The organism is Candidatus Krumholzibacteriia bacterium, from assembly GCA_035268685.1.
Lineage (GTDB): Bacteria > Krumholzibacteriota > Krumholzibacteriia > JAJRXK01 > JAJRXK01 > JAJRXK01.
The window spans coordinates 1-24,969 of record DATFKK010000062.1; the positions used below are offsets into that span (position 1 = coordinate 1).

A 24,969-nucleotide genomic window follows, 5' to 3' on the forward strand; every position below is an offset into this window, starting at 1 on the left:
AGACGCGCCCAACTCCGACGCCGCGACCGCGCGGCGGGGGAGTCGTCCCGGTGTTCGGTGTCGGCGCGGACATCGACCTCGGAGCGAGGCGCACCGTTACCGCTCTCTCCGCTCTTCCTCCGGCCGCGATCGCCGCGCGCACGTGACGAATACCACCCGAAGTAGCGAACGAGGTGCTGCCGCGGAGCGGGGATCTGCGCGCACAGCCGGCGGATGAGTTCGAGGTCGTCGAGCTCGAGCGTGCGTTGCCCGGTGCGCGGGTCGTAGGGGGTCTGGACGAGGACCTTGCCCTGGTCCTTGCGCTCGATGGCGTCGAGGCGCACGGGGGCGCGGGTGACGTACCGGGCGACGTGCTCCTGCCGCTCGGTGTCGCCGGGTCGGATGGGCTCGCCGGCCCACACGCTGAAGCCGGAGTGTTCCCAGGACAGCAGCATCTGCTCGGTGTGTTCTCTCAGGCGTCGGGCCTGGCGCAGGCGGGCGAGGACCCGGCGCCGGAACAGCTCGGCGATGGCCGTCACGTCCCAGCCGGCGACCCACTCGAAGGACGGGGTCGCACTGCGCGGGGGGTGGAACACGCCCTCGGTGATCAGGGCATGGACGTGGGGGTGGAAGTTGGCGGCGTAGCCGCCGAGGGTCTGCAAGGAGGCGACGGTGCCGACTCGATGGGAAGCGCAGGCCGGAGTGTGAGAGCGTCGGCTCACGTGCGCAAGCGTCCGGCTTCCGCGGTGGAAGCGGTGGGTCTTCTGCTGTGGAAGCAACCTGCCGTAGACGCCTGCAACGGGCGCTCGGGCTGACGATTCCCGCGCTTGGCGCGATCGGTGCTAGATCTGCGACTTCGGATCGTTCGGGCCCCTGAGGCTCGGATGGAGGACCGTCGTGCCGGGCGCGACGGCAGGATCGACCGTCCTGTGGTCCGGATCGTCCGGGCCGTGGGGGCGCGCGAGCGGGAAGCGAGACCGTGGCCACGGCTTCTGGGGACACCCCGCGGGGACTGGATCTGGTGGCGCTGCTGGGCGCGACCGAGCACGAGGTCGTGACCCTGGCCGAGCTGCACCGGAACCCGCGCGTGCACATCGTCGGCCTGTACGACCCCGTTCGCGAGGGCGTGGGCCACGAGCTGGCCGAGATCCTGGGGCTGCGCCACGGCGGCGACGACGAGTTCCTCGAACAGATCGCCCAGGCTCCGGTGGTGGTGCTGCCGCGCGAACGTCATCGCCTCGAGGATGCCATCGAGCACCTGCGGGCCCGCGGCTGCACCTTCGTCACGCAGGACGAGGCCCTGAGCCGCTGGACCGTCGAGCGGCGCGTGGAGCACCCGCCGCTGCCCGAGGTCCCCGTGCCGGCACGCCGCGACGCGGGCCAGCTCGAGGACTCCCTCGGCTGGCTGGAACGCGCCCTCGACCGCGAGTCGCTGCTGCGCTCCATGCTGAGCATCGCCGTGCAGGCGGTGCAGGCCGACAAGGGTTCGATCCAGCTCTTCGATCCCTTCACCCAGCAGCTCTTCATCGCCTATGCCGACGGCCTGAGCGACCACACGGTGCGCTCGGCGCGGCAGTGTCTGGGCGAGGGGATCGCCGGACGCGTCGCACAGACCCGCCGCGCCGAACTGCTGCAGGGCGGCGATCTCGGTCCCGAGCAGCGCGACCGCCCCGACATCCAGAGCGCGATCTGCGCGCCGCTGGAGGACGCCGGCGACCTGCTCGGCGTGGTGAACGTGTCCACCGACCACGGCTCGAAGCACCTGTCGCGCGCCGACCTCGACCGCCTGCTGCGCATGGCCGAGCGCATCAGCCCCGTCCTGCGGCGGCTGCTGCAGATCCAGACCCTGCTCGACCGTGCCCTGGTCGAGGACCTCGAGCGGGAACTCGACAACCTGCTCGAACTCCACGCCCCGGTGCACCAGGCCCTGGCGTTGGCTCGCGACCTGGTCCAGGATCTCAGCGGAGCCCGTGAGGCCAGCCTGGTGGTGCTGGGCGAGGACGGCCCGGCCTACCAGATCCATCCGGGACGCTCGCCCGAGGGCGATCCGGTGAGCAGCCGGGACCTCGACGCCAGCCAGGGGATCCTGGGCCAGGTGGTGCTCGACCGGAATCCGGTGGTGCTCGAGGAGCGCAACCGTCTGGCCGGCGAGTCCCGCATCCGCCGCGAGATGACGCTGTACGTACCGCTGGGTCCGCGCGAGACCTTCGCGGTGCTGGTGCTGCGGTTCTCGGGTCTGTCGACCCTGAGCCACTTCCAGCGCAATCTCGACCGCGTGCGCGACGTGCTCACCCCGCGCCTGGGTACGCTGCTGTCGCGCCACGAGACCCACGCGCGCCACGACCGTCTGCGCCGACTGGCCACCGGCCTCAGCCAGCTCGCGGCCGTGGGCGACGAGGAACGGCTCGGCCGCGCGGCCATGCTCATGATGGAACTGACCGGCGCCGAGGCGGTGGCGATCTGGCGGCGCGGATCCGATGCGCCCGACACCGAACTGCGGCAGAACTCCCTGGCCAGCTCGGCGCTCGACGCCGCGTGGGACGAACTGCGCGGGCGGCTGCGGCGCACCGGCCTGTGCCGGCTGCGCGAGCTCGATCCGGTGGGCAGCGACCTGCGCTCGCTGCTGCTGGTTGGCGAGGGCGACGGACCGGCCCTGGCCGCGATCAACCGCCGTCCCGAGGACCTGCTCGCCGAGTGGGGCTTCCGCGACGAGGACGTCGAGCACGCGCTGTTGTTGCTCGACGCCGTCGGCGAACCGGTCCCCGCGGAGGCACCGACTCCGACGCCGGCCCCGGCCCCGGCCGAACCCACGCCGGAGGCCGACGTCGAGGAGTCGGACCTGGGCCTGCGCGTGCTGGTGGAGGCGGTCGAGCGCGAGCTGAACCGCGCGCAGCGCTACCACCTGGGCTTCTCGCTGAGCGTGTTCCGGGTGGGCGTGCAGCCCGACGTGTACGCCGCGCACGAGACGCAGCTCCGCCACCACGTCGAGCAGTCCAGCCGCTCGACCGATGCCCTCCTGTGGCTGCCCGACCAGCGCCTGGCGATCCTCGCGCCCGAGGAGATGCGCGGTCAGCGCCGGCTGGTGCGGCGCGTGGGGGAGTTGATCGAGACCTTCCTCGACCGCCAGATCGGCCCCGACGGCGATCGCGTCGAGGTGCGCTCGGCCGCCTACCCGCGCGACGTCCACGACGTGGAGAGCCTGCTCGAACGCTGCGTGCCCGACGCCGTCGACGGCGATTGACACGCCGCACGGCCGCCCGTAAGGTGCCGCTCGGCCCCCGCCCGGCACGCCCCAGGCCGCACGGAACCGCCAAGCCCCACATTCGCAACCACTTGGCCCCTTCACTGGAAGTGGAGTCCGAGGTGGACCGTCGTTCCATCCGACTGCTCGATCCGGGTTGTGTCGAACGCATCGCCGCCGGCGAGGTGCTGGAGCGTCCGGCCTCGGCGGTGAAGGAGCTCGTCGAGAATGCGCTCGACGCCGGGGCCACGCGCGTGCGGGTGTCGATCCGGCGCGGTGGGCTCGAGGAGATCGTCGTCGACGACGACGGCCACGGCATCCCCGCCCGCGAGCTGCCGCTGGCGATCGAGCGCCACGCCACGAGCAAGATCGGTGGCAGCGGCGACCTCGCGAGCGTGCTCAGCTTCGGCTTCCGCGGCGAGGCCCTGGCCTCGATCGCTTCGGTCAGCCGCTTCAGCCTGCGCTCGCGCGCCAGGTCCGAGGACGTGGGTGGGCGCATCGACGTCGTCGACGGCCGGATCGATCGACGCGAGCCGGTGTCCCGGCACGTGGGCACGACCGTCGTCGCGCGCGAGCTCTTCCACAACGTGCCCGTGCGCAAGGAATTCCTGAAGTCCGAAGGCGCCGAGCGCCGCGCGGTGACGCAGGTGGTCACCGCGATCGCGCTGTCGCACCCGAGCACGGCGATCCGTCTCGAGGCCGATGGGGCGGTGGTGCTGGATCTGCCCGCCGCGCTCGATCTCGAGACCCGCGTGCACGGCGTGTTCGGATCGTCGGTGGCCGAACGCCTGCGCCGCTTCGAGGGCGAGGCCGCCGGCCTGCGCGTGGAGGGCCTGACCAGCCTGCCCACCTACACCCGCGGCAACCGCACCGGGCAGTACGTGTTCGTCAACCGCCGGCCGGTGTGGGACAAGGGCCTGGCGCATGCGATCAGCGCCGCCTACCGCGACGTGATCCCGGGTGGTCGCTTCCCGTTGATCGTCCTGTTCCTCGACCTGCCGCCGGCGCGCGTGGACGTGAACGTGCACCCGACCAAGGCCGAGGTGCGCCTGCGTGACGAGGGCGCGGCCCACGAACTGGTGCGCCACGCCGTGCGCGGTGCGCTCGACCTCAACCAGGAGCCGCCCGAGGAGACGACCGCCGCCACGAGCGGCGAAACGCCGACGGAGCCGGTGCTTTCCCCCGAGGAGCGCCAGCGCGCGCGTCTGGAGGAACTGGTGGAGTCGGCCGTGAACGCGCCCACCGAGGGCTACGCGCGCGGACCGCAGTGGAGCCGCCAGCACCCGAGTCCGTCGTTGTTCGAGTCCGAGCAGGTGGGCGAGAAGCCCGGGAGCTTCCAGCCCAGCGGCGCGCCCGTCGATCCGGGCATGGCCGCGGCCATCGCCACCGTGGCGTCGGGGACCGAACTCTACTGGCAGCTGCACAACACCTTCATCCTCACGCAGATCCGCGGTGCGCTGGTGATCGTCGACCAGCACAACAGCCACGAACGGATCCTGTACGACCAGTCGCGGCGCGCGCTCGAGGGCCAGACCCCGGCGATCCAGCACCTGCTGTTCCCCACCACGCTCGACCTGTCGCCCGACGAGCTGTCGACCTACGAGGTGCACCACGGCGACCTCGAGCGGGTGGGCTTCCTCACCGAACCCTTCGGCGGCCAGACCGTGCTGGTGCGCGGCATCCCCTCGGGCCTGCGCAACTGGAACGACGGCGCCCTGCTGCGCGACGTGCTCGCCGACCTGGGCGACGCCGGCAGTTCGGGCAACGACCCGCGCGAGGCGATCCTGGCCAGCATGAGCTGCCACGGCGCGATCCGCGCGGGCGAGAAGCTCACCATGCCCGAGATGCAGAGCCTCATGGATCGCCTCTTCGCCACCGACCAGCCCTACAGCTGTCCGCACGGCCGGCCCACGCTCATCCGCATCGGACTGCCCGAGCTGGAGCGGCGCTTCGGCCGCCGATGAATCCCACCCTGTTCGGCCTGATCGGAGCCACCGCCACCGGCAAGACCGGCGCGTCGATCGAGATCGCCCGCCGCCTGCGCGCGCGCGGCATCGAGGTCGAGATCATCGTCCTCGATTCGCGCCAGCTCTACCGCGGCCTCGACGTGGGTACGGGCAAGCCCACGGCGGCCGAGCGCGCCGAGGTCACCCATCACCTGATCGACGTCATCGACCCGACCGACACCCCCGACGCCATGCAGTACCGCCAGTGGGTGGAGCAGGCGGTGGTGGGGATCGTCGATCGCGGTCACGTGCCGCTGCTCGTGGGCGGCTCGGGCTTCTACCTGCGCGCCCTGCGCGAGGGCTTCCACACGATCGAGGCCACCGACTCCGAGCGCGACGCGGCGCGCCGCGAGGTGGGTGCCCTGTCCGACGAGGAACTCGACGCCCGCCTGCGGTCGCTCGACCCGGTCACCGCCGATCGGCTGCACGCGAACGATCGCTACCGTCGCGGCCGCGCGCTCGAGATCGCTCTTCTGACCGGCCGTGCGCCGAGCGACCTCGAGGCCGACTTCGAGCCCCGTCCCGTGCTGGGTGCGTCGTTCGAACTGGCGCACCTGCAGATCGACCGCGCCGAACTGCACCGGCGGATCGAGACCCGCACGGCGCAGTGGCTCGACGCCGGCTGGGCGGACGAGGTGCGCGCCCTGCTCGACGCCGGTGTCCCGCCCGAGGCGCCGGGCCTGCAGATCCTCGGCTACCGCGACGTGCTGGCCCTGGTCCGCGGCGAGTGCGACCGCGCGACGGCCGCCGAGCGGATCGACGTCGGCACCCGGCGCTACGCCCGGTCGCAGGAGACCTGGTTCCGCAAGGAAGCGGTGGTGGAGCGCGGTGACGCCGCGCGGGTGGTCGAGGCGCTGGTCGGGCGTGTGGTGCGTTTCGACGGTGGGGACGGGTAGGGCGGTGCGGCCGAGGAGCCCACGGGGCGTCGTCTTGACAGGCCGGGGGCCCGGACGTACCGTGCTCGCGTCGCGGCAGCGCTCGCTGCCGGCCCGGGAGCGGGCGTAACTCAGTTGGTAGAGTATCAGCTTCCCAAGCTGAGGGTCGCGGGTTCGAGTCCCGTCGCCCGCTCCAGAATCCCATCCTTCAACATGTCTGCTTTCTTTGGCGCGGTGCGGATGCATCGGCGGTCGCGCGTGGATTCGTGTGTGGCGCGCGGTGTTGTCCGTTTCGGTGACGGTTGGGGATGTTCCGCGCCGGAACGCAGACTTCCGCCGCGGAAGTGGCCACAGAGCATGACACCTGGGGACGTTCCGCCCCGGAAGCCCACGCTTCCGCAGCGGAAGTCGCACGCCTGCCCGTCGAAAGCCAGCAGCAGTCAAACCATCCGACGCCCTCACCGTCACCGAACCCGCCCCGCCGAAACCGTGGTACGCTCTCCCCACCCCGACCACGGAGGACCCCGTGACCCGCGCACTCGTCGCCCTGTTCCTCGTCCTCGTCTCCACCGGCGCCCACGCCGCCTGGCAACCCGGCTACGAAGCACCCCGCTTCCGCGGGGGTCAGGCGTACTGCGCGATCCCGTATCAGGGGCGACTCGTCGTGGGGGGCGATTTCGAGCTCGCCGGCTGCGCGATCTCGAGCGGGGTGGCCTTCGTCGAGGACGGCGCGTTCTCTACGGTGCCGACGACGATCAACGCCGACGTCCGGCCGGTCGGTCCCTCGTACCGCCCGCGGGGCGTGTTCGCGCTCGCCGAGTTCGAGGGGGACCTGGTCGCCGGCGGGAGCTTCGAACTCGGCTACTCGGCGACCGACAACATCGCACGTTGGGACGGGCAGCGCTGGCGGGCTTTCGAGACGAGCCGCGGACGCATCTGGCTGGTGGGCGGGGCCGTGCGGCATCTGGCCGTGGTCGACGGCACGTTGTACGCAGGTGGTGACTTCACGGGCGACAACCAGGGCACGAGCCTGCCGGGCCTCGCGCGCTGGACCGACGACGGCTGGGTCGCGATGCCGGTTCCACCGGGGGGATCGCGCCGCGCGATCGCCGCGATCGACGGCGAACTGTACGGCGGCCTCGCGCGCTGGACGGGCGACGCCTGGGAAGCGCTGACCACGTGGACGGGCACGCCCACCGTCACGGCGATCGATCGCGTGGACGGAGGCATCGCCTACGGTGGCTACTTCGACACGATCGACGGTCAGGAGATCCCGGGCGCGGCGCTGCGCCGCGACGACGGCCGCTTCGTCGCCCTCGGCGGCGACCTGGAGATCAGCTACCCGTACCCGCCACTCGGCAACGAGACGGTGTCCACCGCACCCTGGGCCTTCGCCAGCTACGCGGGACGGACGTACACGATCGTGCCCCAGGGCGGCCCGGTGAGCTACATCGACCGCCCGACCTACGTCCTGAGCGTGCTCGAGGACGGCGAATGGGTCGAGCCCGAGGGTGTCCGCACGCCCGATCTCTACGGCGCCGCGCGCGGCGATCTGGTGGTCCACGACGGCGAGCTGGTGGCGCTGATCGCGAGCGCCGACCTCGCCGACCTCGAGGCCCACGGCGCGCTGCCGGCCCTGCGCTTCGACGGCTCCGCCTGGCGGCCGCTGATCGACGGTCGGGGAGTGGGAACACCGGTCACCGCGCTCGCCGTGGCCGAAGGACGCGTGTGGGCGGCACCCGAGGGACTCGGTCTGCTGCACGAGACCGACCGCGGAGCCGAACGCCGCACCACGTTCTCCATCGGAAGCGTGGGCCGTACGCCCACCGGCGTGTACGCAACCGGAACCATGCAGGTCATCTCCGATGTCCCGACCGCCGCCGTCATGCTGCGCGAGTACGATCTCGATGCCACCGGCGCGGTCACCGAGATCCGCGACGTGATCCAGTACAGCCAGGTCGGAGGCTACGGTGCGACCGTGCGCGCCGTGCCCTGGCAGGACTCCTACCTCCTCGCCGTCTCCATCGATCAGGGAACCGGAAGCCAACACTCGTACTTCGCCGCGCCGTGGACGATGGTGGTCAGCTTCGGCGGCCAGGAGCTCGAGGGCATCGATCCCTTCGACGGCACCGTCGACGCGCTCGCCGTGCACGACGGGCAGCCGTGGTACGCGACCGACAACCAGGTCTTCCGCATCGACGGCGACCTCGCCGGTCCGATCAGCGCGACGCTGGTCGGCACCTTCAACGCACCGGTGAAGGCCCTGACGTCGGACGGATCACGTCTGGTGGTCGGTGGGGCCTTCGACAGCGTCAACGCGATCACCGCGCACGGACTCGCGGCCTTCGAGAACGGTACGTGGACGGCGCTGCCGGCCATCGACGGCACGGTCGAGGCGCTGGCGTCGAGCGAGGGCTTCGTCGTGGTCGGTGGTCGGTTCACCGCGATCGGTGACGTGCCCACACGTCACGTGGCCGTCCTGCGCGGCCACGAGTTCGGGGCCTTCCCCGACGGACCGACGGGACCGGGCGCCCGCGTGACGGCCGTCGCCGTCGAGCCCGATCGCTTCGTCGTGGCCGGCGACTTCGTCCGCGTGGGCGATCTCTGCGCCGCCGGCCTCGCGCGCTGGGAGTCGCCGCTGTCGGCGGTGGGGATCGACGCGCCCCTCGACGACGAGCCGGCGACCGCGCTCTCGTTCCATCTGGCGAAGCCGGCACCGAATCCGTTCAACGCGCACACGAACATCGCCTTCGGCCTCGAGCGGGCCGGGACCGTGCAGCTGGTGATCGTCGACGCGGCCGGGCGGCGGGTGCGGACACTGCGGCACGGAGCGCTCTCCGCGGGTCGCCACGTCGCCACGTGGAACGGCCGCGACGAGCGCGGCCGGGCAGTGGCATCGGGGGTGTACCACGCGGCGCTGACCTTCGAGGGACGGCGGGTTCGCGAGGCGTTGGTGCTCGTGAAGTAGAGCGTCGGCGCCGGCGACGTGTTTCCGGCGACGGCGCCGACGCCCCCCTTCGGCGGGCTCACCGCCGGATCGCATACCCGAACACCAACGACAGGCGCGTTCCCTCCGGATTGTGTGCGAGCGCCACGTTGACCGGAAGGTTCACACCGCTGTACCGGAACGTGTACCCCGCCGCCGTGACCAGCGAGGTCTGCAGTTCCGGATCGCCGTCGCCCGCGATGGCGATCACGTTCGGGCCGATGCCGAACTCCCAGCCCGATCCCTCGCTCCATGTCCTCGTCGGCGAGGCGATCGGCGATCTCGCCGCCACCGATCACGTAGGTCACACCGAAGCGGGGGCCGGACAGGTCGTCCCGGTCGAACTCGACCGGAGCCTCGCGATCGGTCGGGGACACGTCGACCTGACGGCGCAGCTGCGCGGTGGCCAGCGACGACGTCGACAGGAACACGAGGACCACGAGCGCGGTGAACGAACGCATCATGACGAGAAACCTCCTGGAGACGACCCTTGGCCCGGGACCGTTGCGGGACGACCCTCGTCCGCGATGGATCCGGTCCCGGGGGAGATGGCGTCGTTCCTGCCATTCCAATCTTCGTACCGCGCCGCACCGAGGCGTCGACTTCGGCGCAAGTCGTATCCCGGCATGCGATTGGGTCGACGGGTCGACTCGTGATCGGGCGGACGGAACCGGGGGTGTCGTGACCGCATGGTCACAGGCCCGTGATCGTCAGTGGACAAGGACCCCATGAGGAGAGGATCCTCGTGGAGCCGCGTCGAGCGTTCCCAGGATCTGGTCATGGTCTCCGTACCGTCTCCTTCGATTCCCGTGCGAGTCCGACCGTCGTCGGGTCGGTCGGCGTGGCTGCACCGCGCCGTCGTCGTGGTGGTCGCGTTCCTGTGCTGGATGGGGGGACAGGCCCAGACGCGCGTGGCGGCCCTGCCGGACGACGTGGCCGTCGATGCCCTGTCCTATCCGGTACGGTGGACGGACCGCACGATCGAAGCACCGGACGCGCTCGAGGCGCGCGTCGCGAGCCGCCCGGTCGGCAGCTCCGTGGAACTGGTCGACGCCGAGGGCCGCACGGTGCGCATCGATTCCACCGAACGGCTCTACTCTCCGTGGCACATCTGGATCACGCGGGTGAACGGTCTGTTCTTCCTGGGCGTGAGCCTGATCGTCTTCGCGTCGCGCGTGCACGTGGTGCCGGGGCGCGACCTCTTCTGGGCGTGTCTTCTCTACGGGCTCGCCGTGATGATCGGGGGCATCCACATGCCTCCGTCGGTCGCTCGTGCCGAGGCCGTGCTGCCGATCCTCCGGATCGTTTCGCTGGTAGCCCTACCGATCCTTCTGCTGCACGTCGGACTGACCTTTCCGCGTCGCGCGCGTCTCTTCGATCGGGCGCCGTGGTTCTTCCCGTCGGTGGTCGGGGTCGGTGCCCTGATCGCGGTGGCGCAGACGGTCGCGTGGTTCCTGTGGTTCCATCCCGACGTGTCGGTACCGTGGGCGGCGGTGGAGCCGACGCAGAAGGCCGCGGGCGTGTTCCTCGCCGCCGTGTTCGGGGGCGGCTGCCTCGCGCTGGTACGAGGCTCGCGGTCGACGCGCAACGAACGTGAGCGCGAGCAGGTGAAGTGGGTGCTCGTGGGCATCGCGATGGGCGCGTTTCCGTACGTGTTCCTGCACACGCTGCCCGAGACCCTCGACCTTCCACACGTGCTGCCGGCCGCCGCGGCTCGTCTGTTCTCTGTGGTGATCCCCGTCGCGTTCAGCTTCGCGGTGATCCGTCATCGGTTCCTCGACGTCGACATCATCATCCGGCGCAGTCTTCTGTACCTCGTGCTCGCCAGCCTGATGGTCGGCGTGTATTCGCTGCTGGGGATCTTCGCGGGCAACCGCGTGGTCGAGCGCTGGCCACAGACGGCGCCCTTCGTTCCCATCGTGGCCACGCTGGTTTCGGCGTTGCTGTTCAATCCCACGCGCCGAGCCATCGGGCGCGGGATCGACCGGGTGTTCTTCCAGATCCGGCTCGAGGCGTCGAAGGCCCTCGAACGCTTCCGCGGCGAACTGCGCACCTGCACCGACCAGCAGAGGATCGCGTCGCGCATGGCGATCTTCCTCGCACGCGAACTCGGGCCACGGCGTTTCGTCGTGATGCTGCGGCACGACGCGCGCACCTTCCACGAAGGCGAACCCGTGCCGATCGGCGCCCCGCCGCCGGTGGGAGCCGACACCCGGCCGGTGATCGCGCGCGTGGGCTCGACCGCACGCGTCGCCGTCGAGACCGACGCGTTCCCCGCCGTGTGGTCGGACGCCGGCTACGTTCTCGCGCACCGCGTCGAGACCCAGGGCGAGGAACTCGGCTACGTCGCCCTCGGCGAGACCCAGAGCGACCGGCGCTACCTGGCCGAGGAACTCGACCTGCTCCGCGACGCCTGCCGCGAAGTCGCCATCCACCTCGAACGGGTGAACCTGCAGCAGGAGATCGTCGACGAGATCGTGGCCCGGCGGCGCACCGAGGAGATGAGCCGCTTCCGCACCGACTTCTTCGCGCAGTTCGCCCACGACCTGCGCAGTCCGCTCACGTCGATCAGCTGGAGCGCGCGCAATCTGCTCGACGGTGTCGTCGGTCCGCTGACACGACCGCAGACCGAGTACCTGGACGGCATCGAGGGATCGGCGCGCCAGCTCGTGCGTCTGGTGAACAATCTGCTCGAGGTCACGCGTCTCGAATCGGGCGAGCCCGACATCGAGCTGGTGCCGCTGACGCTGCGCGACGTCGTCGACGAATCGGTCGCCAAGCTGCGCGTGACCGCTGCCGCGAAGCAGGTCGAGATCGCCGTCGCCGATGGCAGCGAGCCCACGGTGTTGGGCCATCCGGAGAAGCTCGTGGAGGTGGTGGACAACCTCCTCGAGAACGCGATCCGTTACTCGCCGCCCGACTCGACGATCGACGTCCGCCTGGCTCCGAACGAGGACCATGTCGAACTCGAGATCGGCGACCGCGGACCCGGTCTGGAACCCGACGACATCGAGGGGATCTTCGATCCCTACCGGCAGGGAACACCCAGCCCCTACAGTAACCAGCACGGCTTCGGGCTCGGCCTGTTCGTCGTCCGCAGCTGGGTGGAACGCATGGACGGAACGGCCGAGGCCGGCAACCGTGACGGCGGCGGGGCCGTCTTCCGGATCCGCCTGCCCGAGGCGTCTTCGACGACCGAGGAGGAAACCGCGTGACCCTGGAAGCCCGTGTCCTGGTGGTGGACGACGATCCGATGCTGCGGCGGCTCATGAACGACCGCATGCGCTACTGGGGCTGCGAGGTCGAGGACGCCGAGACCGGCGAGCAGGCCCTCGACGTCCTGTCGCGCCGTTCCTACGACATCGTCCTGCTCGACCTGAAGCTGCCCGGCGCCAGCGGGTTCGAGGTCCTGCGCACGATGCGCGAGCGCGGCGACACCACCGAGGTCGTCGTGCTCACCGCGCACGGCAGCGTGGAGGCCGCCGTCGAGGCGATCCGCGGGGGAGCGGCGGACTTCCTGCTCAAGCCCGCCGAGTTCGACCTCGTGCGCAACACGCTGCAGCGCGTCCTCGACGCGCAACGACTGCACCGCGCGCACGGTGCCCTGCAGGAGCAGCACGCCCTGAACGCGCCCTTCGTCGTCGGTGCGTCGGAATCGATGCGCGCGCTCGTCGATCAGGCCGGCCGCGCGGCGCGTAGCAACGCGACCGTCCTGCTGCGCGGCGAGAGCGGCACCGGCAAGGGCGTCATCGCCGAGCACGTCCACAACCAGAGCGAGCGCACCGACGGCCCCTTCGTCTACGTCAACTGCGTGGCCCTGAGCGACGACCTGATCGAGAGCACGCTCTTCGGCCACGAGAAGGGCGCGTTCACCGGTGCCGTGGCGCGCAAGGAAGGACGCTTCGAGGTCGCCGACCGCGGCACCGCCTTCCTCGACGAGATCGGCGACATCTCCCCGCGCCTGCAGACCAAGCTGCTGCACTTCCTCGAGTCCGGCGAGTTCGAGCGCGTGGGCGGGACCAAGACGCTTCGCGTGGACACGCGCATCGTCGCGGCGACCAACCGGGACCTCGAGGCGGCGGTACGCGACGGGGAGTTCCGAGAGGACCTCCTGTACCGGCTCAACGTGATCAGCCTGCGCGTGCCGTCGCTGCGCGAACGGCCCGACGACGTCGAGGCCCTCGCGAACTCCTTCCTGGCGCGCTTCGCCTCGGAGACCAAACGCCCCGGACTGCGCTTCGCCGACGAAACCCTCGCGATCCTCCGCGCCTACGACTGGCCCGGCAACGTGCGTCAGCTCAAGAACGCCGTCGAGCGGATGGTGGTGATGGCGCCGGGCGACGAACTCACCCCCGAGATCCTGCCCGACGAGATCCTGCGCGGCGACGACCCGGCCGGCGATCCCGGCTTCGACCCCGACGGCATCCTTCCCCTGCGCGACGCCGAGCGCGAGTTCCGGGCGCGGCACCTGCGGCGTGCGCTCGCCGCGACGGGAGGGAACCAGACCCGGGCGGCCGAGATCCTGGGGATCCAACGGAGTTCGTTGAATCGTCAGATGAAGGAGCTGGGGCTGCGGGGAGAGGAAGGGGACGCGTGATCCCGACCGCGCTTTCGCCGCGAAGGCAGTGAACCTAGGAGGGGCGGCGAGTCCACGCACTCCACTTCCGTCTCACCTCCGCGCCGACGCACCTGCCTCGCCGACCACCGCCATCGCCAACGGCCGGAAGTTCCGGTGGATCCGCAGGTCCTTGCGACCGGTCACCTCGAACACCGTGAAGTCGAAGGTGTAGGTGTGCCCGGCCGTCATCTGCACGCGGTCCTCGGGCGTGGGGTACTGCTGGTCGCCGTTGGCGTCCACGGCGTTCCAGCCGTCGCCCACCTCGAAGGCTCCGTTCCGGTTGACGTCGTCCCAGATCTCGATCCAGTACGCCCCGTCGGTGTCGATCTGTCGCTGGTACTGCCCAGTGGCCTCGTCCACGTCGATCGCGAAGGCCAGGAAGGGCTGCCCCTGGTTCGTGTCGAACAACAGGACCTGACAGTCGGTCAGGCCGCGGCCGTCGTTCCAGGCCGCCGTGCCCTGCACGGTGAAGCCGGCGCCGCCCTCGGGCACGAGCTGGGCATCGATGGTCGTCGTCTGTCCGGCCCGCACCGGCACCGTCTGCTGCCAGGCCTGGAAGCCGGCCAGGGTCAGCCGCACCTGATAGCCGCCCTCGGGCCCCTGGAAGGTGGCGGGCGTGACCTCGCCGGTGTCCTCGCCGTCGATGGCGATCGCCGCGCCGGCGGGCGTGGAGTTCACCTCGAGCGTCCCACTGACCAGCTCCTGGATCCCCTCGATGAACGACCGCACGAAGCTGTCCCAGTTGTTGTCGGCGAAGTCGATCTGCGAGTACGCGGGCTGCCACTGCTGCTGCTGGTAGGGCATGTAGATGTTCATGCCGCCGCGCGTGATCCCGACGGCATTGGTGGTGGTGAAGACGACCATCTCGTTGATGGTGTCGAGCACCTGGTGCGCGACGGTTTCCACGTACGAACCGCTCTGCGACAGGTTGGGTTCGTTCAGGATGTTGGTGACGAGCTCGCGCAGGTCCACGCAGGCAGGATCGTCGTAGTTCGTCACGTGGGTGTTCTGCCAGGCGTGGAGGACCTCGGCCCACAGAGGATCCTGGGGATCGATCGGCAGCGCGTCGCCCAGGTCGCCGACCCGTGAGGTCAGGGAGGTGGCCCGGGACAGGTCGAGGACCGACATGTGGCACACCTTGTCCTGGGCGTTGGCGCGGGCCTTCACGTCCTGGGCGATGCGCACGCCGAGCTGCGCCGGCGCGATGTCCGGGTTGTCGCGCAGATGGGCCAGCCAGGCGTCGGAGTTGAGGATGCTCTCCATGGGCATGGAGAACTGGCAGGCGACCATGTAGTCGGCCACGTCACGCAGACCGTAGGCCGCCTCGCTCGAGGCCATGAGGCAGGCGTGGAACAGCAGGACGTCGAAGCTTCCGTCGAAGGACTTGCCCACGTCGACCGCTTCGATCGCGTCCGCCATTTCGCGGATGGTCATCGGTTCGCCTCCGGCGGGGTCGTCGGTGCAGGCACCGGCCCAACCTCCGCCGTGATTGTCGATGATCAGAAGGGTGCGGTCGGCCGGATAGTCCCGCAGGCCGAGCTCGAGGAAGTCGGTCAGGGTCTGCGGGTCCGACATGTCCTTCTGGCCCCACGAGGCCAGACGTTCGGAGCTGATCTGGTCGCCCACCTCGTCGGGGTGGTGTCCGACGTGGTAGACGTTCGCGTCGCCACCGTTCTTCAGCGACGAGATCACGGCGACGATCTCCACTTCGTCGCTCGAGCCGATCAGCTCCATCTCCTGCAGGTCCTCGACCACGAACGAGTTGATGTTCTCGCTGTAGTCGAGGTTGTTGTTGCCGGCCATGTAGGCCAGCACCGTCCAGTTCGTGGGCGTCTCTTCCGTCGGACCGGTGCCGCCGTCGTCGTCGCCGCCACAGCTCGTCACGAAGGCGACGGCCGCGACCAGGACGAGAGCCAGACACGAGGACGCGAAGAACCCGGCCGCGCGCATCGCCCGCCGGCGATGCTCGGTGCGCACACGTCGCATGGTGGTGTCCCCTGGCGATCCGGGGCTCACGGCGTCCGTGCCGGCGCGCCGGGTGGGTCGTCACGCGCGACGACGGGCTGGGGCGGGGCGTGGACGACGGTGCGAAGCGATGGGGTCCGAGCTGGGATTCACGCCGGTCCCGGTCCGGCCGCACGTGGCATGGGCCGGAATCTCCGTCTTCCAGGAATGGTGCGGGAAGCGTAGGTGGCGGCGGGAGCGGGGGTCAAGTGAGGCAAGTGCACGATGGGGTGCGGCAGGCGCCTGCGTGGACTGCATGGGTTCGTCGCTGGGATGGCGGTGATTCGTTGCCGCGCGGATGGCCCGAACGTGCGTTCGGCCGCCCGCCGGTGGTGTGCGATCGAGGATCGCCTTGGCCTGCTCGAAGGAATCGCAGGTGCCGGCGGTGAGGCGGAAGGAGAGGGAGACGGGGTCTTCGGGTTCCGGACCGGAGCCCAGTTCCGCGGCGGAACATCCCCAGGTGTCACCCCGTGATCACGACGCGCCGCGCCAGCGCACCGCGTTCATTCCCTGGATGCCGCGCTCGTTCCCTGCAACCCGCGTTCATTCCCCAGAACCCGCGCTCGTTCCCGGCGCGACAACCGCCCCCCGCAACGATTCTTCTCCACGCTTGTCCGCCCCCGAACCGAACCCTAGACTCCGCCGAAGTCATCAGGTCCACGACCCCGCAAGGCCCACCATCTCCCCGGAGCCCACCCGTGACCGCTTCCCCCGCACCGCCGACCGGACCCGACCGCTGGATCCCGGCGATCCTCGCCCTCGCGTTGCTCGCCGCCATGGCCGTCGCCGCGGCCGCGGGGGGGCTGGCCGGACACACGCCGCTGCTGTGGTTCGTCCTGCTCACGCTGGTGTGCGTGCGGCAGCGGCGCGCGGGGTGGGTGGTCACGATGTACCTGCCGGCGCTCATCCTCTTCCTGCTGTGGTTCGCCGGCGCGGCGCAGTCGGTCACGGTGCCCTTCGCGCTCGGGCTGCTGATCGCCTACCTGCTCGATCCGGTCGTCGACCGCATGGAAACGCGTCTGAGCCGGTCGGCGGCGATCGGGGTGCTGTCGGTGCCGGTGCTCGCGTTGATCGTCCTGCTCGCCGTGGTCCTGATCCCGGCGCTGGTCGCTGAGGGCGGGCAGCTGATCTCACGCCTGCCGGAGCTGCAGGGACCGCTGGAGCGGCTGGGGGTGTGGGCGCAGGCGCAGGCGGCGCGTCTGGGCTACGACGTGCAGCCGGCCTCGATCGCCGACTGGATCCTGCCGCGGATCGAAGGGATCGGTCGCAACCTGCTGGGGGCCGGTGCCGGGGTGTGGAAGGGCGTGCAGGGCGTGATCGCCTTCGTCAGCTTCCTGGTGATCACGCCGGTGGTGGCCACGTACATGCTCCGCGACATCGACCGGATCCGCGAGGGGCTGCTCGAGGCGATCCCGCCGGCCTCGCGCGACGGGGTCGACGGCTTCCTGCAGCAGGTCGACCGGGCGATCAGCGGCTACTTCCGCGGGCAGCTCCTGGTGGGATTGGTGAGCGGGGTGATCTTCGCGGTGGGGCTCACGGTCCTGGGCATGGACTACGCCCTGCTGGTGGGGATCAGCGCGGTGGTGCTGAACCTGGTTCCGTACATCGGGGCGGCGGTGACGGCGGTCCTGGCGGTCTCGGTGGGGCTGCTGAGCGATCCCTCGTGGACCTCGCTGGTGAAAGTCGGCGGGCTGTACCTGGTGGCCTCGACGGTCGAGAACGTGGTGTCGCCGCGGATCATGGGTCATTCCTTGTCACTTCACCCGGTCGTGGTGATGTTGTCGCTCCTGATCGCCGGCCAGTTCCTGGGGCTGGTGGGGCTGCTGGTGGCGGTCCCGGCGGCGGCGGTCATCAAGGAGTCCCTGAAGGTCTGGGCGCCGCAGCTGATGGAACTGTTGCCCCTGCCACGCGACGGAGCGACCTCGGAGTCCGAATCGTGATCCAACTCGAACGAGCACCCGCGACCGGCATCGTGCCGGGCTACGAATGGCGCGAGGGCGACCGCCTGGTGGCGATCGGAAGCACGCGCCTGCGCGACATCCTGGACTTCTACTATCTGAGCGAAGAGGAAGGCGAGACGCAGCTCACGATCGTCGACAACGACGAACGCCACGCGCAGTACCCGATCGACACCTCCGATCTGAACACCTTCGCGCAGGCCTTCGCGCCCATGGAGTTCAAGACCTGCGCGGCGCAGTGCGTGTTCTGCTTCATCGACCAGAACCCGCCGGGCATGCGCCAGAACATCTACGTGAAGGACGAGGACTACCGGTTCAGCTTCCTCTACGGCAACTACATCACCCTGACCTCGCTCGGCCGGCGGGGGATCGAGCGCGTGATCGAACAGAAGCTCAGTCCGCTGTACGTGAGCGTGCACGCCACCGACGTCGAGGTCCGTACGAAGATGCTGGGCATCAAGCGGCAGATGGACGTCATGGCCGTGCTGCAGCACCTGACCGCGAACGGGATCGAGGTGCACGCGCAGATCGTGCTGTGCCCGGGCTGGAACGACGGCGCGGTGCTCGACCGCACGCTCGCCGACCTGTCGACCCTGCACCCCATGCTCAAGTCGATCAGCACGGTTCCGGTGGGCCTGACCGACCACCGCGAGGGTCTGACGAAGCTCGAGCCGGTGACCGTGGACGACGCCCGCGACGCGATCGACCGGATCCACCGCTTCGCCGACCGCTTCGAGGCCGAACACGGAACCCGCCTGGCGTACCCGAGCGACGAGTTCTTCCTGATGGTCGAGGAGGACTTCCCCGACCTGTCCTACTACGAGGAGATGCCGCAGCAGGACACGGGCATCGGCATGTGCCGCGACATGATCACCGACGTGGAGGACGCCCTGGACGAACTGCGCGAGCTCGACGCACCGCGCACGACGGCCACCGTTCTCACCGGCACGCTCGCGGCCACGTTCATGGAGCGCGACCTGCGGCCGCTGCTCGACCGCATCCCCTGGCTCGACCTGCGGGTCGTGGGAGTCGAGAACCGCCTCTACGGCAAGGGCATCACCGTGGCCGGCCTGCTCAGCGGCCGGGACTTCCTGCACGCGATCGAGCAGTTGCCGGACGACGCCGGCGTGGTCATGCTGCCCGACTCGCCGATCAACCACGACGGCGTGTTCCTCGACGACATGCCGCTCGACGAACTGACCGAGCGCTCACGGTTCCCGATCCGGGTGGCAGAGGACGGCCTGGTCGAGACGCTCATCGCCGCGGTCGCGGAGCGGGCGGCATGAGCCTGCCCGTGGTGGCCGTCGTCGGGCGGCCGAACGTGGGCAAGTCCACGTTCTTCAACCGGATCATCGGCAAGCGTCAGGCGGTGGTCGCTCCCGAGGCGGGTGTGACGCGCGACCAACACGTGCATCCCGCCGACTGGAACGGGCGCTGGTTCATGCTGGTCGACACCGGCGGCATCGTTCCCTTCGGCGACAAGGGGGTGTTCGACGAACCCGTCTCGGCGATCGCGCGACAAGCCATGCAGGGCGCCGACGCCGTGATCTTCGTGGTCGACGTGCGCACCGGGATCACCACCGAGGACGAAGCCGTCGCCCGCGAGCTGCGCGGCGTCGACAAGCCGGTCTTCCTGGTCGTGAACAAGGTCGAGGCCAAGGGCGATCTCGCTGAGACCGAGACCTTCCATCGCCTGGGACTGGGACACCCATGGCCGGTGACGGCGCTGCACGGTGAGGGCTCGGCCGACGTGCTCGACGCCCTGGTCGCCGTCCTGCCCGACCGCCGACCCGAAACCGAGCCGGACGACCTCAGCGTGGCCCTGATCGGCCGGCCGAACGTGGGCAAGAGTTCGCTGCTGAACGCGCTGGTCGGGAGCGAACGCGCGCTCGTGAGCGAGATCGCGGGCACCACGCGCGATGCGGTCGACACGCTCCTGCGTTGGCAGAAGCGCCGGATCCGTCTGATCGACACCGCCGGGATCCGCCGGCGCCACAAGCACGACAAGGGCGTGGAGTACTACTCGGTGCTGCGCTCGCTCAGCAGCCTGGCCCGCAGCGACGTGGTGGTGTTGCTCCTCGACGCGACCGAGGGCGTGGTGGCCCAGGACGCACGTGTGGCCGGCGAGATCCACGAGAGCGGCCGTGGAGCGCTGATCGCGCTGAACAAGTGGGATGCCGTCCCCGACAAGGACGACCGTACCTTCCTGCGGCACGAGGAGGACGTCCGCCGTGAGCTCCCGTTCTTGAGCTACGCGCCGATCGTGAGCATCTCGGCCCTCGAGGGGCAGCGCGTTCCGCGCATCCTCGATCTGTGCTGGGGGATCGGCCAGGAGCGTCAGAAAAGCGTTGAAACGAGCCGGCTCAACGACATACTGCAGAAGGCCTTGCAGAAGAATCCGCCGCGTCCGTACCAGGGTGGCACCGGTAAGGTCTACTACGCCACGCAGACGGGCACGGCACCACCGGTGTTCCGGCTCTTCGTCAACCGACCCGAGATCTTCCCGCGCCACTACATCCGGTACCTCAACAACCAGTTGCGGGCGGAGCTGGGCTTCGAGGGATCCAGGATCCGACTCGACCTGAGGAAACGCTCATGAACCCATGGACGGCGTTGCTGGTGGGGGCATTGATCGGCTACGTGCTCGGAAGCATTCCCGCGAGCTACGTCGCCGGTCGCCTGCTGCGCGGCATCGACCTGCGCGACCATGGCAGCGGCAACCTCGGCGCGACCAACGTCTACCGTACGCTGGGCTGGAAGGCGGCGGTCCCGGTGCTCGCCATCGACATCGCCAAGGGCTCTGCCGCCGTGGCGGTCGGTCTGTACCTGCTGCCGTCCTGGTCGACCATGCCCGATCTCACCGCGCTCGTGTGCGCGGTGACCGCCATCCTCGGCCATGGCTTCAGTCCCTTCGTGGGATTCAAGGGCGGCAAGGGCGTGGCCACGGCCGCCGGGGCTTTCATCGCGTTGACACCGGTTGCCACGCTGTCGGCGATCTTCGTGTGGGCCGTACTCCTGGTCGCCACGCGCATCATGAGCGTGGCGAGCGTGGCGGCGGCAGCGGTGCTGCCGGTGAACCTCCTGGTCTTCGAGCTGTTGCAGCGCGGCGGCGAGGCCCGTTGGGCCACGATGATCTTCGGCACCCTGATCGCCGTGTGGGTCATCCTGCGCCACCGGGGCAACCTCGAGCGTCTACGCGAAGGCAAGGAGTCGACCCTGTGGTGAACACCGGGCCGATCGCCGTCCTCGGCGCCGGCTCGTGGGGAACGGCGGTCGCCGCCAGCCTGGCTCGCCACGACGGTCAGGTGCGTCTGTGGGCCCGCGACCCCGAAGTGGCCGCGGCGATCGTCGGGGGACAGAACCCGCGGTATCTGAAGGACGCGGCACTGCCGTCGGGGATCGACGCCTCGAGCGACCTGGAAGAGACCGTCCGCGACGCCACGACCATCGTGCTGGGTGTCCCGGCCGCGGCCACCGCCGACATCGTCGACCGGGTGGTGGCACTCACCGGATCCGACGTCGATTGGGTCCTGCTCGCCAAGGGCCTCGAGCGCGGAACCGGTCGCCGCCTGAGCCAGGTGGTTCTCGAGCACGCCCACGCGACCACGCGCCACGTCTTCGCCCTGCTCGGCCCGAGCCACGCCGAGGAGGTGGTGCGCGGCCAGCCCACGGCCATCGTGCTCGCCGGGCGTCCCTGCCCCGAGAGGGCCGATCTGCAGCGCCGCCTGAGCGGCCCCGGCCTGCGCGTGTACACGAACGACGACCTGATCGGCGTGGAGATCGCCGCCGCGGTGAAGAACGTCCTGGCCATCGCGGCCGGCCTGGGCGACGGCCTGGGGTTGGGCGACAACGGCAAGGGTGCCCTGCTCACCCGCGGGGTGGCCGAGCTCGCGCGGTTGGGCGTGGCGCTCGGCGGCCGACGCGACACCTTCTTCGGGCTGTCCGGTGTGGGCGACGTGGTCACCACCTGTTTGAGCCGTCACAGCCGCAACCGCGCGCTCGGCGAGCGGATCGCCCGGGGCGAAACCATGGAAGAATCCTTGAACTCGATCGGCCAAGTGGTGGAAGGTGTGGCCACTACGAAGACCGTCGTCGAGCTCGCCGACGCGCGGGGAGTCGCCGTCCCGATCGCCCACGAGGTCGCGGCGGTCCTCTTCGAGGGCAAGGCCCCGCGCGAAGCGCTCGACGATCTCATGCAACGGAGCCTGAAGGGAGAGTGGGAGGACGCCCCGCCCGAGGACGACGGCGAGGCGTGACACCCCGGCGGACCCCCGTCCGCCACGACAGACGACCGGGGAAGGATTCCCCGAACCGAGGAGAGGGTCGCTGTGATGGAACACGGTCAAGCCCTGCCGAACCTGCCCGAGAAGCTGTACTACAGCATCCGGGAGGTGTCGGAGTACACCGGCGTGAAGGCGCACGTGCTCCGCTACTGGGAGCAGGAGTTCCCCACCCTGAGGCCGAAGAAGAATCGGGCCGGCAACCGCAGTTACCGGCCGCGCGACATCCATCAGGTCCTGATGATCAAGAAGTTGCTCTACGAGGACGGCTTCAAGATCGACGGTGCCCGTCGGTTGCTCAAGGAAGAGCCCGAGAAGATCGAGCAGCTCGATCTCCTGGCCGAGCCGCCCGAGGTTCGTCGGAAGGCCCAGGTGGCCCAGCTCAAGCGGGAGGTGGCCGATCTCCTGGACTTCGTCCGTGGACTCTGAAGCCGACCCGTGCGAGCCTTGGCGTCTCGGGCGTTGCACGGGACCGCCGATCGGCTAAACTGTCCCCGCGTCGCGTCGGCATCGTTCCCTCGGTGCCGACCAAGGATCTGGTCGGGGCGTAGCGCAGTCCGGTAGCGCACTTGCATGGGGGGCAAGCGGTCGCTGGTTCAAATCCAGTCGCCCCGACCATCCGAATCTCAACGGTCGTCACCGAACCTCCACGGGCGGCCACCGGTCCGGGCCCAACGGCCCCCACGACGAGGGGACTCCCGGCCGGAGTCCCCTTCGTCGTGACCAGAACCCAGGGGTGAGCGGACGTTGAGTGAGCTGACCGTCCTGCTCCCCGGGTACAACGTCGCCCGCCATCTGGGCGAACTGATCCCGAAGATCCGGGAGCACCTGCCCGAGGCCGAGATCCTGCTCGTGGACGACGGTTCCACCGAGGGAACCGCCCACGTCGCCACCGAGCTCGGTCTGCAGGTCGAGATCCACGCCCAGAACCGCGGCAAGGGCGCGGCCCTGCGCACGGGGTTCGACGCAGCGCTCGCGCGCGGGACACGGGCCGTGATCACCATGGACGCCGACGGCCAGCACCTCGCGTCGGAGGCCCACCTCCTCGTCGCCGCCTGGCGCGAAGGGGCCGAGGTCGTCGTCGGAAACCGCATGACGGCCACGGAGTCGATGCCCTGGTTGCGCAAGCGCACGAACGAGTTCACCAGCCGTGTGATCAGCGGACTGGCCGGGACACCCATCCCCGACAGTCAGAACGGGTATCGACTCTTCGACGCGGCCGTGTTGAAGGCGGTGCATCTCGAGTCCGAACGATACGATCTCGAGAGCGAGATCCTGATCAAGGCGGCCGCGCTGGGATTCCGTGTGGTGTCGGTTCCGGTCACCACCGTGTACGGCGACGAGATCAGTTCGATCCATCCGGTGGCCGACACCATTCGCTTCGCACGCCTGGTGTCGCGGGCCGGCCGGTGGCGGCGCCATCCGGGCGAGCGCACGACCCGCGTGTCCTGAACCCCGATTCCCGGGAGATCCATCCGTGCACCTGCTGCTGAGCAACGACGACGGCGTCGACGCCGAAGGCCTCAAGCGTCTGCGCGACGCCCTCCGTACCGCGCGGCCCGACTGGCGGGTCACCGTGGTGGCACCCACGTCCGAGCGCAGCGCCACCAGCCACGCCCTCACCCTGACCCAGCCGTTGCGGATCGAGGAACGCGGCGACGGCGTCTTCGCCGTGTCGGGAACACCGACCGACAGCGTCCTGGTGGCCATGAACTCGATCGTGGCCGACGATCCTCCCGACGTCGTGATCAGCGGGATCAACCACGGCCCGAACATGGGCGAGGACGTCCACTACAGCGGCACCGTGGCCGCGGCCTTCGAGGGACGCATGCTCGACGTGCCTGCCGTGGCCCTGAGTCTCGCCAGCCGTGAGATCCCGCTGCGCTTCGGCGCTGCCGCGCACTTCGCCGGTGAGATCCTCCCCGCCTGGATCGAAGAGGGCCTGGTGCCCGACACGCTCCTGAACGTGAACATCCCCGGCGGCGAACCCCACGAGGTCAAGGGCATCCGCGCCTGCCGACTGGGTAGCCGCAAGTACACCGACGTCGTCGTGCGCAAGGAGGACCCGCGCGGGCGGGCCTACTACTGGATCGCCGGCCACCACCAGGCGATCAGCGAGGAGCCGAACACCGACCTCGTGCTCAGCGCCGAGGGCTGGATCACCGTCACGCCTCTGCTGGTCGACCTGACCGATCACGCCAAGCTCGACCAGCTGGGAGGGATCGACCGGACGTGGTAGGGGACTTCGCCGAACAGCGCCGGGCCATGGTGCAGCACCAGCTGGTGGAACAGGGCGTGCGCGACCCGCGCGTGCTCGAGGCCATGGAACGCGTCCCGCGCGAGGAATTCGTCCCCGAGGACCTGTGGCACCGCGCCTACGATCCCACCGCCCTGGAGATCGGCGACGGCCAGACCATCAGCCAGCCCTACATGGTGGGCTCGATGACCGAGAGCCTGCAGCTGACCGGCGGCGAGCGCGTCCTCGAGATCGGCACCGGCAGCGGCTACCAGGCCGCCGTGCTGGCGTGGCTGGGCGTGGCCGTGGTCACCGTGGAGCGCTACGTGTCGCTGGCGGTGACGGCGTCCCGTGTGCTGCGGCGGCTCGGCCTGACGTCCGTCGAGCAGGTGGTGGGCGACGGCTCGGCCCCGCACTTCCTGGACTTCCGTTTCGACCGGATCCTGGTGACCGCCGCCGCGCCCTCGGTCCCGCCGTCGTTGCTCGAGCACCTGGCGGAGGGAGGGCGGCTGGTCTGCCCGACCGGCGACGCGGCCATGCAACGGCTGTCCATCATCGATCGTCGGCCCGACGGCTTGCGCACCGCGACGGGCACCGCCTGCCGTTTCGTGCCCCTGATCGGCGAGCAGGGCTTCCGGCTCGACCGCTGAGGCGTTGCGGGGGGCACCCGCCTTTGGTAGATTCGTCCGGTTGCCACCGGTGCGCCGGTGGCGATTGTGTCCGTACCGGCGGTGACGCCGGGAGCGGTCTCGGGTCGGGGCGTAGCGCAGCCCGGTTAGCGCGCCT

18 protein-coding genes and 2 tRNA genes are annotated in these 24,969 nt (G+C 70.0%); 17 read left to right on the top strand and 3 right to left on the bottom strand.

The window, feature by feature from the left end; all coding sequences use genetic code 11:
• The coding region (locus VKA86_06285; GenBank protein ID HKK70807.1) for a transposase at positions 1-701 on the bottom strand (701 nt) is incomplete at its 3' end.
• A gap of 257 nt (positions 702-958) precedes the next feature.
• Here VKA86_06285 and VKA86_06290 point away from each other — a divergent pair.
• From VKA86_06290 to VKA86_06310, 5 genes are all read left to right on the top strand, one after another.
• On the top strand, positions 959-3,220 hold the full coding sequence (locus VKA86_06290) for a GAF domain-containing protein (GenBank protein ID HKK70808.1): 2,262 nt from the start codon (positions 959-961) through the stop codon (positions 3,218-3,220).
• 122 nt (positions 3,221-3,342) lie between these two features.
• Positions 3,343-5,184, top strand: a complete 1,842-nt coding sequence (gene mutL, locus VKA86_06295) for a DNA mismatch repair endonuclease MutL (protein HKK70809.1) — start codon at positions 3,343-3,345, stop codon at positions 5,182-5,184.
• Positions 5,181-6,122: a tRNA (adenosine(37)-N6)-dimethylallyltransferase MiaA gene (gene miaA, locus VKA86_06300; GenBank protein HKK70810.1), complete on the top strand. Its 942-nt coding sequence runs from the start codon at positions 5,181-5,183 to the stop codon at positions 6,120-6,122. The genes mutL and miaA overlap by 4 nt, the downstream gene beginning before the upstream one ends.
• 99 nt (positions 6,123-6,221) lie before the next feature.
• Positions 6,222-6,297, top strand: a tRNA-Gly gene (locus tag VKA86_06305).
• 330 nt (positions 6,298-6,627) lie between these two features.
• Entirely contained in the window at positions 6,628-9,069 is a 2,442-nt protein-coding gene (locus VKA86_06310) for a FlgD immunoglobulin-like domain containing protein (protein ID HKK70811.1), read from the top strand.
• Positions 9,070-9,127: 58 nt separating this feature from the next.
• Here the strand turns inward: VKA86_06310 and VKA86_06315 are convergent, their stop codons facing one another.
• Complete coding sequence (locus VKA86_06315; protein HKK70812.1) at positions 9,128-9,379, bottom strand: hypothetical protein; 252 nt, start codon at positions 9,377-9,379, stop codon at positions 9,128-9,130.
• 436 nt (positions 9,380-9,815) lie between these two features.
• Here VKA86_06315 and VKA86_06320 point away from each other — a divergent pair, with 436 nt between their 5' ends.
• Both VKA86_06320 and VKA86_06325 read left to right on the top strand, forming a co-directional pair.
• Entirely contained in the window at positions 9,816-12,302 is a 2,487-nt protein-coding gene (locus tag VKA86_06320; GenBank protein ID HKK70813.1) for an ATP-binding protein, read from the top strand.
• On the top strand, positions 12,299-13,684 hold the full coding sequence (locus VKA86_06325) for a sigma-54 dependent transcriptional regulator (protein ID HKK70814.1): 1,386 nt from the start codon (positions 12,299-12,301) through the stop codon (positions 13,682-13,684). Before VKA86_06320 ends, VKA86_06325 begins: the two co-directional genes overlap by 4 nt.
• Before the next feature lie 72 nt (positions 13,685-13,756).
• Here VKA86_06325 and VKA86_06330 read toward each other — a convergent pair whose 3' ends face one another.
• Positions 13,757-15,691 carry a clostripain-related cysteine peptidase gene (locus tag VKA86_06330; GenBank protein HKK70815.1) on the bottom strand — a complete coding sequence of 645 codons (1,935 nt, stop codon included), beginning with the start codon at positions 15,689-15,691 and terminating at the stop codon, positions 13,757-13,759.
• A 716-nt stretch (positions 15,692-16,407) separates the two neighbouring features.
• Between VKA86_06330 and VKA86_06335 the strand changes: the two genes are divergently transcribed.
• The 10 genes from VKA86_06335 to VKA86_06380 all read left to right on the top strand — a co-directional run bounded on the left by VKA86_06335 (position 16,408) and on the right by VKA86_06380 (position 24,833).
• Entirely contained in the window at positions 16,408-17,649 is a 1,242-nt protein-coding gene (locus tag VKA86_06335) for an AI-2E family transporter (GenBank protein ID HKK70816.1), read from the top strand.
• Positions 17,646-18,953 (top strand): DUF512 domain-containing protein, encoded by a 1,308-nt coding sequence (locus VKA86_06340; protein HKK70817.1) that lies wholly within the window; start codon positions 17,646-17,648, stop codon positions 18,951-18,953. The genes VKA86_06335 and VKA86_06340 overlap by 4 nt, the downstream gene beginning before the upstream one ends.
• Positions 18,950-20,266: a ribosome biogenesis GTPase Der gene (gene der / locus VKA86_06345; protein ID HKK70818.1), complete on the top strand. Its 1,317-nt coding sequence runs from the start codon at positions 18,950-18,952 to the stop codon at positions 20,264-20,266. The genes VKA86_06340 and der overlap by 4 nt, the downstream gene beginning before the upstream one ends.
• Entirely contained in the window at positions 20,263-20,892 is a 630-nt protein-coding gene (gene plsY / locus VKA86_06350; protein HKK70819.1) for a glycerol-3-phosphate 1-O-acyltransferase PlsY, read from the top strand. Before der ends, plsY begins: the two co-directional genes overlap by 4 nt.
• Positions 20,889-21,923 carry an NAD(P)H-dependent glycerol-3-phosphate dehydrogenase gene (locus tag VKA86_06355; GenBank protein ID HKK70820.1) on the top strand — a complete coding sequence of 345 codons (1,035 nt, stop codon included), beginning with the start codon at positions 20,889-20,891 and terminating at the stop codon, positions 21,921-21,923. The genes plsY and VKA86_06355 overlap by 4 nt, the downstream gene beginning before the upstream one ends.
• Positions 21,924-21,998: 75 nt before the next feature.
• A complete protein-coding gene (locus VKA86_06360) occupies positions 21,999-22,376 on the top strand; it encodes a MerR family transcriptional regulator (GenBank protein HKK70821.1) in 378 nt (125 codons plus the stop codon).
• Between the two features lie 112 nt (positions 22,377-22,488).
• A tRNA-Pro gene (locus tag VKA86_06365) sits at positions 22,489-22,565 on the top strand.
• A 129-nt stretch (positions 22,566-22,694) separates the two neighbouring features.
• The gene (locus VKA86_06370; protein HKK70822.1) at positions 22,695-23,399 is read left to right on the top strand and encodes a glycosyltransferase family 2 protein; all 705 of its coding nucleotides are present in this window, start codon (positions 22,695-22,697) and stop codon (positions 23,397-23,399) included.
• 25 nt (positions 23,400-23,424) lie between these two features.
• Complete coding sequence (gene surE, locus VKA86_06375) at positions 23,425-24,186, top strand: 5'/3'-nucleotidase SurE (GenBank protein HKK70823.1); 762 nt, start codon at positions 23,425-23,427, stop codon at positions 24,184-24,186.
• Complete coding sequence (locus VKA86_06380; GenBank protein ID HKK70824.1) at positions 24,180-24,833, top strand: protein-L-isoaspartate(D-aspartate) O-methyltransferase; 654 nt, start codon at positions 24,180-24,182, stop codon at positions 24,831-24,833. Before surE ends, VKA86_06380 begins: the two co-directional genes overlap by 7 nt.
• Positions 24,834-24,969: the final 136 nt, after the last annotated feature.

Excerpts from the sequence above, each read along its gene's own strand:
- miaA (HKK70810.1), top strand. The coding sequence starts at position 5,181 with ATGAATCCCACCCTGTTCGGCCTGATCGGAGCCACCGCCACCGGCAAG.
- VKA86_06320 (HKK70813.1), top strand. The coding sequence starts at position 9,816 with ATGAGGAGAGGATCCTCGTGGAGCCGCGTCGAGCGTTCCCAGGATCTG.
- VKA86_06330 (HKK70815.1), bottom strand. The coding sequence starts at position 15,691 with ATGCGACGTGTGCGCACCGAGCATCGCCGGCGGGCGATGCGCGCGGCC.
- der (HKK70818.1), top strand. The coding sequence starts at position 18,950 with ATGAGCCTGCCCGTGGTGGCCGTCGTCGGGCGGCCGAACGTGGGCAAG.
- plsY (HKK70819.1), top strand. The coding sequence starts at position 20,263 with ATGAACCCATGGACGGCGTTGCTGGTGGGGGCATTGATCGGCTACGTG.
- VKA86_06360 (HKK70821.1), top strand. The coding sequence starts at position 21,999 with ATGGAACACGGTCAAGCCCTGCCGAACCTGCCCGAGAAGCTGTACTAC.